General features: G+C 36.2%; 19 protein-coding genes and 2 riboswitches. Of the genes, 14 read left to right on the top strand and 5 right to left on the bottom strand.

Going from position 1 to position 17,908, the window contains the following annotated elements; genetic code table 11:
* Positions 1–164: 164 nt before the first annotated feature.
* Positions 165–521, top strand: coding sequence for a hypothetical protein (locus JFU24_RS21730; protein ID WP_201250471.1), 357 nt, complete (start codon positions 165–167; stop codon positions 519–521).
* Between the two features lie 234 nt (positions 522–755).
* Positions 756–1,094, top strand: a complete 339-nt coding sequence (locus JFU24_RS21735) for a hypothetical protein (protein ID WP_201223213.1) — start codon at positions 756–758, stop codon at positions 1,092–1,094.
* A 395-nt stretch (positions 1,095–1,489) separates the two neighbouring features.
* On the opposite strand, the gene JFU24_RS21740 is transcribed toward JFU24_RS21735, so the two are convergent.
* Positions 1,490–2,371 (bottom strand): 5'-methylthioadenosine/S-adenosylhomocysteine nucleosidase, encoded by an 882-nt coding sequence (locus JFU24_RS21740; RefSeq protein WP_201250472.1) that lies wholly within the window; start codon positions 2,369–2,371, stop codon positions 1,490–1,492.
* 339 nt (positions 2,372–2,710) lie between these two features.
* Positions 2,711–2,814: riboswitch (purine riboswitch) on the bottom strand.
* A 355-nt stretch (positions 2,815–3,169) separates the two neighbouring features.
* On the opposite strand from JFU24_RS21740, the gene JFU24_RS21745 reads away from it, so the two are divergent.
* From JFU24_RS21745 to JFU24_RS21755, 3 genes are all read left to right on the top strand, one after another.
* Positions 3,170–3,673, top strand: a complete 504-nt coding sequence (locus tag JFU24_RS21745) for a DUF6773 family protein (RefSeq protein WP_201250473.1) — start codon at positions 3,170–3,172, stop codon at positions 3,671–3,673.
* Between the two features lie 10 nt (positions 3,674–3,683).
* On the top strand, positions 3,684–3,890 hold the full coding sequence (locus tag JFU24_RS21750; RefSeq protein ID WP_053347568.1) for a helix-turn-helix transcriptional regulator: 207 nt from the start codon (positions 3,684–3,686) through the stop codon (positions 3,888–3,890).
* Positions 3,891–4,011: 121 nt separating this feature from the next.
* The gene (locus JFU24_RS21755; RefSeq protein ID WP_242485381.1) at positions 4,012–4,269 is read left to right on the top strand and encodes a sigma-G-dependent sporulation-specific acid-soluble spore protein CsgA; all 258 of its coding nucleotides are present in this window, start codon (positions 4,012–4,014) and stop codon (positions 4,267–4,269) included.
* Positions 4,270–4,318: 49 nt separating this feature from the next.
* On the opposite strand, the gene JFU24_RS21760 is transcribed toward JFU24_RS21755, so the two are convergent.
* Together JFU24_RS21760 and JFU24_RS21765 are read right to left on the bottom strand one after the other, a co-directional pair.
* Positions 4,319–4,954: a hypothetical protein gene (locus JFU24_RS21760; protein WP_201250474.1), complete on the bottom strand. Its 636-nt coding sequence runs from the start codon at positions 4,952–4,954 to the stop codon at positions 4,319–4,321.
* Positions 4,955–5,301: 347 nt separating this feature from the next.
* Positions 5,302–7,350 carry a molybdopterin oxidoreductase family protein gene (locus JFU24_RS21765; RefSeq protein ID WP_201250475.1) on the bottom strand — a complete coding sequence of 683 codons (2,049 nt, stop codon included), beginning with the start codon at positions 7,348–7,350 and terminating at the stop codon, positions 5,302–5,304.
* A 158-nt stretch (positions 7,351–7,508) separates the two neighbouring features.
* Positions 7,509–7,599, top strand: a riboswitch (SAM riboswitch).
* Between the two features lie 142 nt (positions 7,600–7,741).
* Between JFU24_RS21765 and JFU24_RS21770 the strand changes: the two genes are divergently transcribed.
* The 7 genes from JFU24_RS21770 to JFU24_RS21800 all read left to right on the top strand — a co-directional run bounded on the left by JFU24_RS21770 (position 7,742) and on the right by JFU24_RS21800 (position 13,830).
* Positions 7,742–8,743 (top strand): 2-hydroxyacid dehydrogenase, encoded by a 1,002-nt coding sequence (locus tag JFU24_RS21770; RefSeq protein ID WP_201250476.1) that lies wholly within the window; start codon positions 7,742–7,744, stop codon positions 8,741–8,743.
* A gap of 18 nt (positions 8,744–8,761) precedes the next feature.
* A complete protein-coding gene (locus JFU24_RS21775; protein ID WP_201223219.1) occupies positions 8,762–10,252 on the top strand; it encodes an FGGY-family carbohydrate kinase in 1,491 nt (496 codons plus the stop codon).
* Complete coding sequence (locus tag JFU24_RS21780; RefSeq protein ID WP_201186508.1) at positions 10,242–11,486, top strand: MFS transporter; 1,245 nt, start codon at positions 10,242–10,244, stop codon at positions 11,484–11,486. The genes JFU24_RS21775 and JFU24_RS21780 overlap by 11 nt, the downstream gene beginning before the upstream one ends.
* Positions 11,487–11,675: 189 nt before the next feature.
* Entirely contained in the window at positions 11,676–11,894 is a 219-nt protein-coding gene (locus JFU24_RS21785) for a DUF1659 domain-containing protein (RefSeq protein WP_056530283.1), read from the top strand.
* Between the two features lie 43 nt (positions 11,895–11,937).
* Positions 11,938–12,156 (top strand): DUF2922 domain-containing protein, encoded by a 219-nt coding sequence (locus JFU24_RS21790; RefSeq protein ID WP_201250477.1) that lies wholly within the window; start codon positions 11,938–11,940, stop codon positions 12,154–12,156.
* Positions 12,157–12,245: 89 nt separating this feature from the next.
* On the top strand, positions 12,246–12,407 hold the full coding sequence (locus JFU24_RS21795; RefSeq protein WP_056530289.1) for a YvrJ family protein: 162 nt from the start codon (positions 12,246–12,248) through the stop codon (positions 12,405–12,407).
* 628 nt (positions 12,408–13,035) lie between these two features.
* On the top strand, positions 13,036–13,830 hold the full coding sequence (locus tag JFU24_RS21800; RefSeq protein WP_201186507.1) for a collagenase: 795 nt from the start codon (positions 13,036–13,038) through the stop codon (positions 13,828–13,830).
* A gap of 258 nt (positions 13,831–14,088) precedes the next feature.
* Here the strand turns inward: JFU24_RS21800 and JFU24_RS21805 are convergent, their stop codons facing one another.
* A complete protein-coding gene (locus tag JFU24_RS21805) occupies positions 14,089–14,481 on the bottom strand; it encodes a thiol-disulfide oxidoreductase DCC family protein (protein ID WP_201250478.1) in 393 nt (130 codons plus the stop codon).
* Between the two features lie 260 nt (positions 14,482–14,741).
* Here JFU24_RS21805 and JFU24_RS21810 point away from each other — a divergent pair, with 260 nt between their 5' ends.
* A complete protein-coding gene (locus JFU24_RS21810) occupies positions 14,742–15,230 on the top strand; it encodes a hypothetical protein (RefSeq protein WP_057219841.1) in 489 nt (162 codons plus the stop codon).
* A 352-nt stretch (positions 15,231–15,582) separates the two neighbouring features.
* Here the strand turns inward: JFU24_RS21810 and JFU24_RS21815 are convergent, their stop codons facing one another.
* The gene (locus JFU24_RS21815; protein WP_201223223.1) at positions 15,583–16,110 is read right to left on the bottom strand and encodes a GNAT family N-acetyltransferase; all 528 of its coding nucleotides are present in this window, start codon (positions 16,108–16,110) and stop codon (positions 15,583–15,585) included.
* 234 nt (positions 16,111–16,344) lie between these two features.
* Between JFU24_RS21815 and JFU24_RS21820 the strand changes: the two genes are divergently transcribed.
* Complete coding sequence (locus JFU24_RS21820) at positions 16,345–17,802, top strand: sigma-54 interaction domain-containing protein (RefSeq protein WP_201250479.1); 1,458 nt, start codon at positions 16,345–16,347, stop codon at positions 17,800–17,802.
* The last annotated feature ends 106 nt before the right edge of the window (positions 17,803–17,908 follow it).

The raw sequence follows: 17,908 nt of genomic DNA on the forward strand, positions 1-17,908 counted from the left end.
GTCACACCTTTAAATTTTTTAGAATCGATTTTTTCAACTCCAAATAGTTTCAACTGGTCAGTTCATCAACTGCTACTTTCCTATTGTTGGTGTTAAAATATCATCTCAAAACATACACTCTTCATAGTAATGTATTAGATTTTAGACAGTGAGGAGATGGAGAAATGAACTTCGAGATGCAAATAGCGAATATGTTGGCTAAAAATATAAATGGTTTCATTAAATTTGTTCATAAACATCATGAAACTAAAAACAATATCTTTTGTTTACATACAGATAAAGTGTATCAATTAAAACTTCTTGTTGAGGAGTATAAGTTTCAAGCATTAGCAGATGAGCTTCTGAGAATCAATCGGTTTACCTGGGATGAAAACTACACTCATTTATTAGTTGATAGATTTAGAAAAGGGATGAGCATTATAGAAGAGTACGTAGAAAATAACTACAATGATTTATTCATTTTTACCGCTAGACTCTACACATTAAATAGCCTCAGCTTAACATTTAGCAAGGAGGAATAAGGTGTCCCCCTATATAAAAAATCCCCCAAATGTAACCAATGAAATGGCAGGTACTATTTTAAATAAAAAGGATTTCAATATTTTCCATTTTATTGAAGAGTGGGGTGCACTGTTATCTTTTTTTAATAAAAATTTATTTGTTAAGTAATTAACCAGAAAAGAAACCGAAATGAAGAATTGGTAAAATGAGTTTTTATGTAGAAGTTTTTTTACAGTGAAAGAGGGGGAGTAAAGTTGGAGGAACATGTGAAAAAGTCTTTAGGTGAATGGAAAGAAGAAATTAGTGAATTATTAAATGCGATAGAAAAAGAATATGAAGAAGTTAAACTTGAACTTAAGGTTTATTCCTACAAATTCAATATCACCAAACAAGTTGTACAATCCACTATTAATGATGAAATTATTCGAAACATTCGCGAGCTCTATCATAAACCTTTTGAACAAAAAGTGAACGAATTGAAAGGATCAATAAAAGAACTGGAAGAAAAGAGAAAAGTTTTCCAAATGTTTGTTGAGAAAATTGAAAAGGTTAGTGAAAAAGGGGAAGGAAAACCTCATATATCCGTAATATAAGAAATAGTGGGAATTGTTAGCATGGTAGAGCCACAATCCGTTTTTGCAGACAAGCAAATCGATATTTGTGGTGTTTTTTTGCTTCGCTTTATCGTATTGTCCTGTAAATTGGCAAACCTTAGACTTCATGAACTTTTAAAGATCAAGAGTCTTTTAATCGATTGCATGAATTATTGTCTTTAAATATGGAGTGATTACCAGTGAAGAAAGAGAATTTCAGGAAAATATATGACAAACCCCCATTGAAATAGATGAGAAAAAAGAAATGAATAGTACCCGCTATTTAATGATAAGTGAAGTTATGATAATCGTAACGACTTTACTATTGGCCTAAATAAAGAAGAGCACATATTGTCATGTACAATATGTGCTCTTCTTTTATTCAATTAAAGCTATTATTTGCTTGGCATTGTAGATATATATTTTTTAACTACTTCATAAACATATTCTTGATTTGCTGCTGCTGTATTTGGGTTGTATTTACCACCATTCACTTTATTATTAGATAGTACTCTAATACCCAAGAATGGTACATCATAAGCTTTGGAAATTTGTGCTGCGGAGGCACCTTCCATTTCTTCTACAGATGTACCGTATTTAGTATGGAACCATTTAATTCTATCAACTTCATTATTCCAAACGTCTGCAGAACCTATAGTACCCTCGACAACCTTACCCTTAGTGTATTTATCTTTAACTGCATTAGCAGCTGCTAGTAAATCCTTATCTCCCTCATAGAAACGGGGTTTTTCAGCATTAGGATCTTCTCCTGCACTTCCTTCAGAAGCCATTAGGTCCATAGGTTTCCATATAGTTGGATCAATTCCTTGGTTTTCAGCCTTATCTGCTGTTTTTAATGAACCAATGTTTACCGTTCTTTTTCCTAAAACAATATCAAAAACGTTTAAACTTGGATCATGTCCCCCTGATGTTCCTTGATTGATTATTGCGATAGGGTTAAATTTTTCAATAGCAACTGCTGTAGCGGCTGCTGTGTTTTCCATTCCCTTGCCTGTTTTTGCAACTATTACAGGATAATTGTCTAACGTTCCAATGTAAAATACAAAATCTCCTGATTTTTCTTCTTTAACATTTTCTAATCTTTTTGCGAAATTTTCAGCTTCGATTGGCATTGGACCTTGAATTATAATAGGCCTTTGAGCAGTTTTTTGTTCAGATGCAGTTTTTGAAGTAGAATTACAACCTGCAACTACTGATAATAACAGTAAAGTAATAATGCCTAATAAAGAGTATTTTTTTAACATATTGTTTTTCATAAATAATCTCCTTAGTGATAGTTTTTCTCTAAAATAAAAAATTGAAAAGAGCCAATTAGCTAAAGCTATGTCTTCCTACATATCAATACTATTATTATTTAACACGAATATTAAAAATTGGTTTAATAATGCTACATATTCCTTTGCTTCTTTCCTTTATAAAAACTGTTGCTTTATGTTTTCCTCCTTGTTGTTTGTTATCCTCGTAGTTTTGGTCAACAGAAAAAAGTCTAGAAACTGTAGAATGATTTCTACCTTCTAGACCTACGAAAGTCAAAGTATAGATAATTAAGCAAAAATGAAGCTAATGCTAAATCATAAGCTGCTAAAAAAGCCGAACAGCCGAATACTTTAACTCGTAGTCTAGTTCTTTCAATGGGAACCAGGTAGAGACACTCAGACCATATTACTGAGGATATACGAGTAATGATATTTAAGATTATTACTTTGTTAATATAGCAAACTTATCATAGATAATCAACAAAAAGGTGAATATTAAATTGTGAAAATGATTTAATGTTCGTGTTTTTGGGAGGGGAGGATAAAGGGAAAATGGGGTTTTTGCTTTGGTTTTGTTTAAATGATGAATTCACGAGTAAATGGTGAAAACTCACGAGTAAAAGTTCGAAACTTACGAGTAAATCCCCAAAACTCACGAGTAAACCCCTAAAAGGGACCCATTCATAAGTATGGGTCCCTTTTTTTTATACACTTTGCAATTTATATAGTATTAAATGTAATATATATGTTTCAAAGTGTTAAATAAATCATATAATGGAAGTGAATGGAGGATGATTAATGATGAAAGTATTTAAAAAAATCACGGATGAACGAATCGAGAATGTAAGAAATAAAATTTATAAAGAAATGTATCATGTCATTATGGCCATTTGTCTATTGAGCGTACTTTTCAAAATATATAAATATGGTGTAGACAGCGGGGAATTATATCTGGAATTGGTGATCCTTTCGGCATCAGGGGTGTATTATTTAGCTCGTTCCATTTTCTTAGGCGTATTCTGGGATGAAGTAGAAATGCATGACCGTACGAGTAAAACACCGATGAGCAAGAAGACCATTTTTGGTACGGTTGGTTTAGCTCTCATCATCGCTACGATCATGGGGGTGAATAGTGCTGTATCCTATGCGGATGGCAGTTCACAAGGCCTGTGGTATTTTGTATTGGTATGGTGTGTTTCGGTTATGATCTATTTGCCGATTTTACTTCTGTTTTTTGGTGGTATATACTTGCTAGCGAAGAAAATTGGAATGAAAAATAGCGAAGATAATAAGAAATTGTAGGTGCGTTCCTTTGAAAAATATAAAACTGAAGCTTGCAAGAGTGGAAAAGGATTTGTCACAAGATGAGCTAGCCAAGATTGTCGGTGTTTCCAGACAAACGATAGGATTGATTGAATCCGGAAAGTATAATCCCTCATTAAGTTTGTGCATTGGTATTTGTATAGCATTATCACGTACGTTAAATGATTTGTTTTGGGATGAAGAAATAAAAGATTAATCATTGATTTGGATACCCCTTTTTCATTACGAGGCCAAAAACCAAGGGATTTCTCATCACAAAATGGGGGAAGGTATAAAGGCAGTTTGTTAGCTTTCACCTAATAGTTGAGAGGGATGGTATGATGGATCGTACGATTGGTTACTTACGTGAGATATTGTCTAACTATACGGATCAATATCCTGAAGCGCTGGAAATTTATAATAAAATCAAGGATGGACACTTTCATTCTGAAGAAGAACTTATCGATAAGCTTACCGGAAAAGAAGCAAGACTCCTTAATCGAATTCTGCCTCAGGAAATTGAGCATGCAAAGGAAGCTAGTGATACAGAACGGGTCACTCAATTATCGGAGGTATACGAACTTATTCTTGTTTAATAAAACCTTGTCCATGATCAACATGGACAAGGTTTTTAGGTTTTTTTTATTAATCCATTTCGCTGAGGGAATCCATATGGCTTGCTATCATAGCGATGATCGTGCTAGCTTCTTCCTTACTGAATATAAAGTTTGTTTCATCTTTTATCAGATCATCATCTGCTGTACGAATGCGGTTAATCCGTTTTAGCACTCCATCACCAGTTTCCTGAACAACTCCGAATTGATAGGTGACCTCCACTTCATTTTCTTGAATATAGGCTGTCACTTCAGGTGTTTCCCATTCCACTTCGATTTCGTACATCTCAGTCTCTTCGATTAGTTCATTTTCATCGTATTCATCATCGAGATCATAATCATATTCGATGCCATCCCCTTCTAAATAGTTATGGAAGCTTTCATGAACAGCATCAACGATATCTTCAATATCAGATAAGATCACCTTGCTAACCTGGCCTAAATCCGGATCAAAGGATTCCATATAAAATTCTTCATTATGCGGATCGAAAAACAGAGTGGAAAAATAATCCCTCTCATTGTCATCCAACTCTGTATAAAATTCGATACGTGGATGTTTAGCTCCTCGCTCCACGATCAAACTGCCATTTCGATCGTATTTTTCACAAATTGATTTAAGATGATCCTGCAATTCCCCGCTTACTCTGTCGAACCATTCTAAAGACATCCAACATCCACATCCTTTCATGAATATTATTTCCCAGAAAAAGTGAACCTGTCGTTCCATTTAAAGCCAGATGCATTTTGCCTCGTCGTTAGGTTAGGGTTTCTTAAGGTTGAAGCTTAATTCTAAAACTTTTTTGTTTGCGAGCTATTAGAAACAATTATTTATTCAATTCACTTCAAACTATAGTTTATTGTTGAGGATTCTTATACATTAGAAAGTCCCCCAACCATAAATGGAAAGGGGACTATTTTATGTTAAAAGGAGTATTTTGAGTAAAAAAGGTTCAAGCTATTTTTTATTAATTAGTCATAAAAAAATTTTAAGAAGGGAAAATAAGATATAAAAAATTAAACATCCTTATTCATTCTTTCTACATTCACACTCCCTGAAAAGAATGTAGCTCCGCCGCCCATATCGGCAATACGATCTGGAGTCAAGGCATTAACGAGTTGTTTTTTACCAGGCATGTCTGACCAGAGACCTTGACTGACTACGACGCCTGGAAGGACCTGTTCGCCTACAGAAACCACTAGCTCGCATTCTCCACGATCATTCCAGATACGGACAGTTGTACCATCTTCTATTCCTCGATTATCTGCATCCTTTTGATTCATAAATATTTTAGGTGCTTTTTCAAGTGTGATGTGTTTGTCATTATTGGAAAAGGTAGAGTTTAAAAAGTTATGGTTCGGTCCAGGTATGAATTGGAGAGGGTAATCCTGCTCTTCTACTAATGGAATATACGTAGGAAGGGCTGGGTATCCATCTTCTTCCATCACTTTGGAATATAATTCGATTTTCCCACTAGGTGTTTGTAAATTCTTTAACAAATCGGTCAAATTACTTGCTTTGATGTAGCGCTCATTTTTTAGTTTCTCATAGGTTATATCCGATAAATAAGGATTGGATAAATCGTTTAGAGCTTGTTTCATTAATTCTTCATCGTCATCCTTAAGAGTTTGTTCGTCAAATTCCATGGCTTTTGCAAGTAGCCTGAATACCGCTGTGTTCGATTTACTTTCTCCATAGGGTGCGATGATAGGCTCATGTAAGTGGATATAATTATGCCAGTATGATGTATAAAAATCTGTATTTTCAAAGGCAGATGTAGATGGTAATACAATGTCTGCAAACTTCGCTGTCTCCGTTATAAACAAGTCATGGACGACAGTGAATAAATCTTCCCGGGCTAGACCCTCTCTTACTCTATTTGCCTCTGGTGCAACAAGAGCCGGGTTAGTTCCATAGACATACAATGAGCGAATGGGGTTGTCCGGTTCAAGCAATGCTTTCCCTATTTGATTCATATTAATTGTACGTGTTTTAGTTTTTTTGAGATCAGGACGTTGTAAAGCTGCGGTATTAAAGGAGAGAAATCCTGAATTGGATTTAACTGCACCTCCGCCTTTTACTAGCCACTGTCCTGTTAAAGCAGGTAAACAGGCAATCGTCCGAGTGCTCATCCCGCCATTATCATGATGCTGAAGACCATTTCCAATCCGAATCATTGAAGGGGAAATCGCCCCATACATCCTAGCTAATTTGTATATGTCTTCTACGGGAACGCCTGTTATGTCAGAAACCATGTGTGGCTGATATTGCTCAAGATGATCTTCTAGCTCTTCATAGCCAATCGTATATTCCTCTAAAAACGATCGATCCACTAGCTTTTCTTTATAGAGTATATGCATGATTCCTAATGCTAGTGCACCATCAGTCCCTGGGAGAATGGGAATGAACCAATCGGCCATTCGTCCGGTTTGATTTTTATGAACGTCAATAACAATGACTTTAGCTCCTGATTTTTTTGCTTTTTGTGCGATTGTTACTTGATGCATATTTGTACTTACAGCATTGATTCCCCAAAAGATGAATAACTTAGTTTCGGTCATCTCTTCTGGGTCTGTACCGTAGCTCCCCCCCATTGTGTAGCGGTAGCCTGTTGAGCCAGCAACTGAACAGATGGTCCGGTCAAGTTGACTTGATCCGAGGCGGTTAAAAAAACGGCGATCCATTCCTTCTGCAGCGAGTTTCCCCATATTCCCATAGAAACTGTAAGGAAGAATGGTTTGTGCCCCTTCCTCTGAAATAAGATTTTTCCAATGATTTGTGATCGTATCGATCGCTTCTTCCCAACTAATAATGGCGAAATTCCCCTCACCTTTTTTTCCCACGCGTTTTAAAGGTGTCTTAATTCTCTTGCTATCATAAATCCGTTCACCCATATTCCGAACCTTGTTGCAAATATTCCCTTTCGTCACTGGATGATTTGGGTCACCACTAATTTTCTTGATTTTTCCATCCTCTTTGTGTACAAGTAAACCACATTGGTCTGGGCAATCAAGAGAACAGACAGAAAGGACTACACCATTTTCTATATCTTTATATGATTGCATGTCAGTATCCTTTCATGAAAAAAATGATTCATAGATTATATCATACGGAGAGAATATTTAGAAAGTTCAAATAAATATTGACTTCCGTTTTGGAATTCATTATATTTGGTATATTCTATTAATTGAAAAAATAGTTAAACCAATATAATATTGTAAAATTTCTATCAAGAGAGGTGGAGGGACTGGCCCTTTGAAGCCTCGGCAACATTATTGTGCCAATTCCAGCAAGCGAAGCTTGAAAGATAGAAAGAGTGGCCTTTTATTTTATTGTTGTGAGAACGATATTATGAAGTAATTATCTCTTTCCGTCTTAGCGGGAAGAGATTTTTTTATTTTTAAGAAGTGAGTTATTGACATGTAAAGTCGTTACACAAAGGAGAGAGATGTAAAAATGAACATTCTAGTAACAGCACCATATAACGAAGAAGGCATCAAGGAATTAAATGAGTTATTTGGAAAGGCTACCCATCAACCTTGGAAGGAAAATGGAAGGGCCTATAACGAAGTAGAGTTGATCTCTTTATTAAAAGAGTCTAAGGCGGAGGGGTTAATTACTGAGTTAGATCAAGTAACAGAAAAAGTATTCGCTGAAGTACCTGAATTGAGATTTGTGGGTGTGTGTCGTGGCATGCCTTCTAATGTTGATGTGGAAGCTGCAACAAAAAGGGGACTTCCCGTCTTTTTCACTCCAGCACGTAATGCTCAGGCTGTTGCAGAATTATTTGTCGGTAATCTCCTTACATTTTTAAGGCATACCATTCCTTCCAATCAATGGTTGAAGGAGGAAAAATGGAATGAAGACTATCTCCAAGCCTATTTAAAGTTTAAAGGAAATGAAATTTCTGGGAAAACAATTGGAATGGTGGGGTTTGGGGCCGTGGGCCAGCGAATTGCAGCGGTTCTTGAAAGTTTTCAATGTTCGATAAAATACTATGACCCTTATGTAGAGAGTGATAATCCTAATCATGTTCGGGCTTCTTTAGAAGACGTTTTTTCGACAAGTGATGTGGTATCCATACACCTCCCTAGAACAGAGGAAACGATCGGGATGATTAATGAACACTTTTTGGGACTGATGAAAGAAGAGGCAATCTTTGTAAATATGTCAAGGGCTGTCGTGGTTGAAAGAGATGCGCTTGTACAAGTATTAAAAGCACAAAAGATTAGGGGGGCGATATTAGATGTGTTTTATCAAGAGCCGCCTGAACAAAGTGACTATGAATTAATTAAATTGCCCAATGTATTAGCTACCCCTCATCTTGCCGGCGCAAGTTATGAGGTTGAGGATCATCACGTCTCAATAATGAACCAAGCGTTAACAAAGTGGACAACACAACATACTCTTCAGATTCCAACTCTATATAACAGAAAAAATCTAGAAGTTAAGTCATAAGAAAGAAGAGTGAAAAAAATGGCTATAAAAGAAGGTTATTTAGTATTTGATATCGGTACTGGAAATGCAAGAGTGGCTATCGTTGAGACAACAGGTGAAGTCGTCTCTATTGAGAGAGAGGATATACAATATGAAATTGAACCTCTTTATCCTGATAGTCGATACTTTTCACCTGAATTACTTTGGAAACAGCTTATTCAATTAGCAAAAAAGGCGATGGCTAAAGCTCAGCACATTTCAATCAAGGCAATAACGTCCACTAGTCAACGGCAAGGAATTGTTTTGCAGGATCAGGATGGGCACTCGTTTATCGGGTTACCTAATATTGATAATAGAGGCCGCGAATGGGAAAAGGAGTTTTCAAATCAACCTTTTATTTATGAAAGGGCAGGTCGATTACCATCTGCATTGTTTTCAGCTTTAAAGCTGGTCGCCCTGCAAAAGAGGCAGCCGCAATTATGGGATAAAATTAAATACTTTACAAGCATCAGTGAGTGGGTTGCCTATAAATTAAGTGACGTGCTTGTCTATGAGCCATCACAAGCGACCGAAACACTGCTATATGATGTTCAGAAACAAGAATGGTCAGAGGAGTTGTGTGAACAATTCGGGATATCGGTAGACTTGTTACCCGAATTAAAATCGTCTGGTTCGATCCTTGGTGAAATTACACCGAATATGGCTCAGATGCTGGGATTGGACGAAAAGGTTTTAATCGTAGTAGGAGGCGGTGATACACAGCTGGCTATCGCAAGCACGTTTGCCGAAAAAGGTGATGTCATCATCGTATCTGGAACGACCACCCCTATTTGCCATATTACTGATGAATATAGTGTGGATTCTAAACGAAGAGCATGGACAAATGCCCATACGAATAAAAATCAATGGCTGTTAGAAACAAACCCAGGAATAACTGGGCTTAATTATCAGAAATTAAAAAATATTTTCTACCCAAATGAGAGTTATCAACTAATGGAAGAGGAAATGAGTAAGCTTACGACGATTGATTGTGTATCAACGTTAGGCATGTATCTGACAGATGAGAAAAATGCGACGAAAAAAGGTGGCTTCATTTTTAATACACCATTAGAAGAAAACTTAACCCGTGCTCATTTTGTAGCTTCAGCTCTATGGGAAATTGCTTGTACAGTCAAATGGCATTTCGACAAATTATGCGAAGTGATTCCTTACGATTTGCCATATGTATGGGCTTGTGGAGGTGGTTTTCAAAGTGAAACGTTAACGAAATTTGTAGCTAATCTCCTTCAAAAAGAAGTGCGCATTCATCAAGGGTTCAATCAGGCATCCGTTGTCGGATCTGCCGTTATCTGCAATAAGACATTAGGGGTAAACAGTGTATTATCAGGCGATATCAAAGCGATTACAAATGAGGCTAGTTACGATGAATGGAAGTATGAGGAGTGGAAACAAGCTCAACAGTTCTTTTTCAAAGACCAATATAGCTTAAATCCAAATAAGATAGAAAAGAGAGATATATATGTTAGATAGAATTGGAATACCTAAAAGTTTAAGCTGGGGTTTTTTAGGTGTTATGCTCTTTATGATGGGAGACGGACTTGAAGCTGGCTGGTTAAGCCCTTTCTTAGTTGACAATGGATTGACTGTTCAGCAGTCAGCGGCTATTTTTACTGTATACGGAATTTCTATAGCTCTTTCTTCTTGGTTTTCAGGTGTTTGTTTAGATGTTTTTGGACCAAAGAAGTCTATGTCTATGGGATTATTGTTTTATGTTATTGGGACTGCAGGATTTATCACTTTTGGTTTTGAAAGTATGAATTATCCTGTTATGCTTATCACCTATTTTATTAAAGGTTTCGGCTATCCTTTATTTGCTTACTCTTTTTTAACATGGGTCATTTATCGATCACCTAAAAATAAATTAAGTACAGCTGTCGGTTGGTTTTGGGTAGCTTATTGTGCTGGAATGATGGTACTTGGCTCTTGGTATTCAAGCTACGCTATTCAATACCTAGGTTATGTCAACACATTATGGACCTCTATTTTCTGGGTATGCCTAGGTACGATTTTTGCTATAGTCATCAACAAAGACAAATTTGAAAAGAAACAGATATCTAGCAAAAAAGAAGCAGTGAATGAGCTCTTAAAGGGCATCACCATCTTGAAAACAAATCCAAGAGTTGCTGCTGGTGGTGTTGTAAGAATTATTAATAGTGTAGGATCATATGGATTTCCGGTTTTCTTACCCATGCATATGGCTGAACATGGAATTGAAACATCTGTCTGGTTACAATTATGGGGTACGATCTTCTTAGGAAACATTATTTTTAATTTGGTTTTTGGTTTCGTTGGAGATAAATTCGGATGGAAAAATACAATCATCTGGTTTGGTGGAGTCGGTTGTGCTATTTTTACCCTTCTATTATATTACACACCAATGATCACAAATGGAAACCTCATTGCAACTAGTATTGTTGGATTTATATGGGGTGCATGTTTAGCTGGTTATGTACCTATAGGTGCATTGGTTCCATCCGTTGCAGGTGAAGACAAAGGAGCGGCCATGTCTATTTTGAATTTTGCGGCCGGTTTGTCTTCATTCGTTGCACCTGCTATAGCCATGACTTTTATCGGTTCGGCTGGAGCAGAAGGGGTTGTATGGATTTTTGCGATCCTTTATCTAGCTAGTGCGGTGATTGTTAAATTCATTCGTTTACCAGAAGAGGATGAAATGAAAAAAGAAACGGATCCACTTGCATCATAATGAAACATGGTGACTTAAAATCACCTTTTCTTATTAATAGGAAGAAGCTACATTCCAATATTGGATTGTGGCTTCTTTATTTTTATTTATAACAGCTGCGTATCATTAAATGAAAATAAAAAAACTTTCACCACCATGCTACTTTCACCTCGTAAAAGTTTATATAGAGTGTGAAAGGAGGTGAGCGACATGGCAAACCAAATTCCAGTATCAAGTACGTTACGGATTGATTTTGAGACGGGGTTAAATGAAAAGGGGGCTATCGTTTTCAAGCGTAGGTCATTTTCAAACATCAAGGTTGAGGCGACGGCGGATCAGTTGTTTTCGGCAGCAACAGCGATTGCAAGCGTGCAGAATTATCCAATGGGTGAAGTGACCAGAGTGGATACGAATTCATTGATTGGCTAATCGGCTTTTAGCAAAAGGTTGAAAAAACAGGAGGTGATACAAAATGGCTAGAGTATTGGAAATGATTTTCGTAACAGAGGAAGGAAAGTCAGCGACGATTTCCGTTGAAAATCCGAAGGAGCCGGTTGATGCGAATACAGTCAAACTGGCAATGGAGCAAATGATTGCGGGGAATGCCTTCGTTGCATCATCGGGCGACTTTGTCAGTATTAAAGGAGCACGCCTTGTCGAGCGTAATGTCGAGGATGTTGAACTTATCTAACTTGTCAGCAGGCAGGCTCATCTTTGAAGGACGTGTCCTGAAAATGGGTGAGCCTGTTTTTCACCATACCAGAAGAGAGGTGAACAAAAGTGGATCAAATCCTGCCATTTATCAGTGATATCGGATTTCCGATTATTGTTACCCTTTATTTGCTTCATCGGATTGAAACAAAATTGGATACATTGAACGAAACCCTTGTCGAGCTGCCGGATCGTTTGCAAGAGGGATTCCAAAGTCAGTTCAGAGGATAGGTAGGGAGCATTATGGATGTTATCATTCATAGTGCTTTTTTTATTTTTGCAAAAGGGATCCTACCACTACCCATCGAGCTAACGAGTAAAAATACTATATGTAAAATTATCTTGAGAACATTTTAATTTATAAAAATAACGAGAATATACGGTATATTATCGGTTTTATTTGCACATTGTTTACTAAAAAGGGAAAATATTATTATTTTTTTAAAATGTAACAATTATATTAAAATGTTGTGTTAATATAAAAAAGTCAGAAAAATCAGAATGAAAAAAGAGTATTTTCAAATTACATATTTGAAAGATTATATGGGCAGATGTATTTCAATAATTTTCACGCCTTACAAAGACTGAATATTCAAAATATTAAACGAAGCTTGATTCGAAAATTAAATTGATTACACACCCTAGGAGGATTCTACTTTAGAAATACTATCATCATTTTTAGCACTAACAATAATTATTTCATCCATGACAAATTTAAATGCCAGCTGTAAAGGGGCAGAAGTTTATAGTGTACAACAAGAACATCCTTTATTTTGAATTATGGAATCAACTCTAATAAATATAATTAACACGATTATTTTATTTGGATTATTAACTTAAAGAATTGGAAACCATTTGAATGAATTTTTTTAAAAGCGTTGCAATTAGTTTTGTAATCAGTTTAATAGTCTTGGGCACTTTAGTAATTGTTTATCATTTTTTATCTAGAAATAATACATTAGATCTGGAAAAACTACTAGAAAGGGAAGAATATCATTTGCTAGATGGGGTGAAAATTTACAATTCAGAAAATGATGAATTGAATAATCTAATTATTAATGAGATAACGAATCTTAATAAAGAATTGTCTAGTATGTTTGGAACCATTAATATGGATGTTAAAATAAATATAATAGTATTTGAAGAATTAGAGGAATTACAAAAGTATGCGGAATTAGAAAATATCGGAGCCTTTTTTGATAAAAATTATAATTTAATTGCATTGGTTAAACCCGATAACCTTGTTAGGGAAGCAGATGAATGGTTCTTTAGAAGGGATTTACGTCACGAGTATACACATTATTATTTGACTAAATATCTAAGTGAAAATAAAATTACAGCCGTTCCGAAGTGGTTCGATGAGGGATTGGCCGAGTACGTTGCAGTTACTATGGATGGGGTTGAGACTACGGACCCATTAGAGGAAGTAATTAATTTTGAATTGTTGAAGAGTAGGGAAGATTGGGCAATGCAAAGAAGAAACCATACAGAGTTATATCCTCAATCACATTATGGAATCAAATATATAATAGAAGATAATGATTTGAGCATAATAAAAAAAATAATAGATGATAGCTATAAGTTAGACTTTTCAAAATCCTTTAAAAGACATACTAACATAGAAATTAATGAATTTCATAAGTTAATCAATTGAAATATTGCATGTTAAAGACTACGTATCTTATCTTTTTTTTAACTCTAGTATTTCAATAGTTACTAAAGCAATAATTGTTTTATTTTAGCACATTGTAAAGTGTGTTGGGAGTTTAAAATGGGTAAATAAGAAAGGAAAGAAACGCCTATAAAAGGGAGAGGTGATGAAGAAGTTGATTGCTCATTATTCATTTCCACGTTTAAAAGTAGGTGGAGTTACATTGAAAAAGGTAATTCAGTTGAATTACCTTTTTTTACGTTATAAAAACCGCTTTCGAAAACTTGGGGATGGCAGCATACAGCTTTCTTCTTTTTTCCCAAACCATTTGTAACGGTTCTTGGCAATAAAGTCATAAGCGATGTTCCGAATGAAGCTTGGAACGATGGTAAAACCGTAAAACATTTTCCATGCCCCTTGTAAGCGACGGCAAATCCTCAGAGCTGCAGCCGATTTATAGTAAGCCTTATCCTTTTCGATCAGCACTATACTATCAATATTTGCAGGAACATCGTACTTTTTCAGCAACTCTTGTCCAGCTTCACTTTGAAGCGAAGCGAAATGAAAAAGCCCCTGCGGATCACGCTTTATAATGAACTGGACACTTGAATCGCAAAAATTGCATTCACCATCAAATAAAATGACCGAATTCATGAACATTCCTCCTAAAGAGCGACGTTATCATCCTCATGCTTCTATCATACACTACCCGTTTTGGTAAGGCGAAAAAGTATGGAATTGCTTGGGGTTTTAACTGTCTCTTCTATATTATGTCATGTTTTAATAAGGAGTAATTAAGGTTAAGGAATAGCTTTTTTAGTAGTTAAAAAAAGGAAATGTCGATATTATTACTAATAATGGGTTTGTTTACTGAATGATCAAAAGGGTTGAAGTACTATTTAGGGGGGGAACCTTTGCTTTTTCAAAAAATGACTGTAGGATTCCTAGTTGTATGTTGCCTTGCTGCTTGCGACGAACAACAAATCATCAAAAAAGAAATGATTCAGATACAAAAGAAAACAGAAGTGCAAGATACATCCTCCAGTAATCTCCCATCTTACAATGCACCGAAGTATCTGGGGAAATATTTGTATAGCTATTGGGTAGCGGAAGGTTCGTTCCTTGTTATTCTAAGAGATGAAATTAGCACATTTACAATGCAGAGGATCACAAAAGATGACATAGGACCAATTAGGCACTTTGAAATAATTGAACCAACCGATAACAAGATTACTGGTGTACTTTATAGTGTTGAGAAACAAAATAGAACTTCATTATTTACGTTAGAATTAAGCGAAGATAAAACGGAATTGACTATTACATTACCAAACGAAAAACCAGTTACTTTCAAAGAAACAGAAATGACTCCAGAAGAATATAATGCTAGTTATACTTGGAAATGAAATGTTAATTGAAGGAACAACTAAATTAACTCATTAATGACCTTGAAAGGGCTTACTTAAATACCAAAAGGTACGAAAGATTTCTGCAGATAAGGAAGCAGGCAAAGAAACATGGAATGAATTGTTTGCTTGATAAAGAATGAGACCAATAACCTCTAATGTGAATGGTGAATGATGGTGGATTGGATCAAATCGACTTAAAACGGAATAATTCGACGCACAAATCAAATAATTCGTCCTAAAACGAAATAATTCGACCCATACATCGAATAATCCGTCCTACACACAAAATAATTCGACCTACAGAGAGATAATTCGTCCTACACACTAATTATTCCGTCCTTGCTTGATGTTAAAGTTCCAAACGCCAATTATTGCATCGCATAAAGCTCCCCGGAGGGTATTCGAATTCACATTCGGAAATAAGATTGAAGTCAAGCTTGCGACAAATTGCATTTGAAGCAGGGTTATGGATTGACGGGAATGCGTGAATATACTTGTATTTCCGCTCGGCTTTGACTTTTGCTATTACAGCCTTCACTGCACGGGACGCAATCCCTTTCCCCTGATATGAAGGGAGGACACTCCACCCAATTTCGTACACAGTTTCATCATTCCACACGGTTCGCCAGTAGCCAACGGAGCCAACAGCCTCTTCCTCTGGATACAGGATGATGCTAAACATACACCCTTTACTTCCAATCTCAAGATAACGTTTGTGGCGTTTCAAAATTTGTTCTTTACTCTCTGGACCTCCGAGATGTTCCATCATTTCTGGGGAATTTAGTTGAAAAAGTAAATCAAGGTCCCTATCTTCCCATGGTTTAATCTGTAACCCGTTTTCTTTGCTTCGTTTTGAAATCTCGCTCACCCCTGACATTATATTATACTCTTAATCAATACTTTCTTTGCTGAGAGTGAGATTCCTTTATTTATATGTATTTATTGTTCTATCTATTAACCTGCTTGAAAATCCTAGAAATAACGATTAGTCGGTATGGAAATTATCGGTCATTATTAAATTGTGAGTTTTCAGATTATGTAGATGAATATTTCCCATTAAATGCTATAATTTACAGGTGGTTCTATCAAATGACAGGGCGGAGATGATGAAATGAAATCTTCAGTAAATCAGTTTTCCACTCAATTTGAATGGATATTGAATGTGATTAATGTTGGTGTCCATATCGTTAATAAGGATGGAGATACCGTATTCTATAATAAAATGATGGCTCATATCGACGGGCTGGATCGTGAACAGGTGTTAGGAGAAAATATCTTTCAACTGTATCCATCATTGACTGATGAATCCAGTACGCTGCATGTAGCATTGGAAAAAGGCATCGAAACGATTGAGTCCATTCAAACATATGTTAATTTAAAAGAGAAAAAAATAACTTCTATTAATAGCACGTATCCTCTATACGAGGACGGTGAAATTATTGGGGCAGTAGAAATCGCAAAGGATATTACTAAGGTCATGAGCATGTACGATCAAATTGTTGATTTGCGTTCCCAGCTGGCCGAGACCCATAAGAAAAATAAGTTCTTTGAAGGGACAGCTACCTATCATTTTAGTGATTTAATTGGGAGTAGTCCTGCTTTTCAAGAAGCTATTTCATTAGCAAAAAAAGCGGCTCGTACACATTCTCCAGTCATGATTTATGGACCTACAGGGACAGGAAAAGAACTTATTGCTCAAAGTATACATAATGTAAGTGCTCAGCGAAATCAACCATTCATTGCGCAAAATTGTGCGGCTGTTCCAAAGGAATTAATGGAGGGGCTACTGTTCGGCACAACGAAAGGGGCTTTTACCGGAGCGATGGACCGACTCGGGATTTTTGAACAGGCAAATGGCGGTACCCTGTTTCTTGATGAATTGAATAGCCTCGACCTTGGTCTGCAGGCAAAATTGCTGCGAGTATTACAAGAAGGCGAGGTACGCCGTGTTGGAGGTTCGAAGGAGCAGAAAATTAATGTAAAGATCATTGCTGCGATGAATATTTCTCCTGATGAGGCGTTAGAGCGAGGAATTATTCGCTCGGATTTATTTTTTCGTTTGAATGTCGTAACCATTCAAATGCCTTCTCTTCTGGAACGTAAAACGGATATTCAGGAAATAGTAAATCACTTTATTCAAAAATTCAATAAATCATTCTTTTCGGATGTACGCGGGATCAGCCAAAAGGCGATGCAACGGCTTCTTCAATACTCGTGGCCGGGAAACATTCGTGAACTGGGACATGCAATCGAGTTAGCATTTAACGTCATGGACACAGGGGAAGTTATGATTGAAGAACATCATCTTCCTGCTTATTTATTCCCTTCAGGAAAATATTCCGCCTCAAATGCGCAGAGCCATCATCCTCCATTAAAAGATAAGATTGATTTACCTGTCGTTCTTGAAGAAATGGAAAGGGAAATGATAATAAATATGTTTGAGAAATATAATGGGAATATCAGCAAAACAGCTGAGGCCCTCAATATTAAAAGACAAGGATTACAATATAAGTTAAACAAGTACGGTATAGAAAAAGTTTATGCCGCAGGATCGAAGGAATTAAAATGATTGGGGAGTAATTGAAAACGCTATCATTCACTTATACTTTTAGAGAATTGTTGTTCAATAGAATAAGTATGTAACTTGAAGAGGGCTCTCGCGAAATGAGACCCTC

Source organism: Peribacillus sp. TH27 (genome assembly GCF_016650915.1).
In the GTDB taxonomy this organism is placed as follows: domain Bacteria; phylum Bacillota; class Bacilli; order Bacillales; family DSM-1321; genus Peribacillus; species Peribacillus butanolivorans.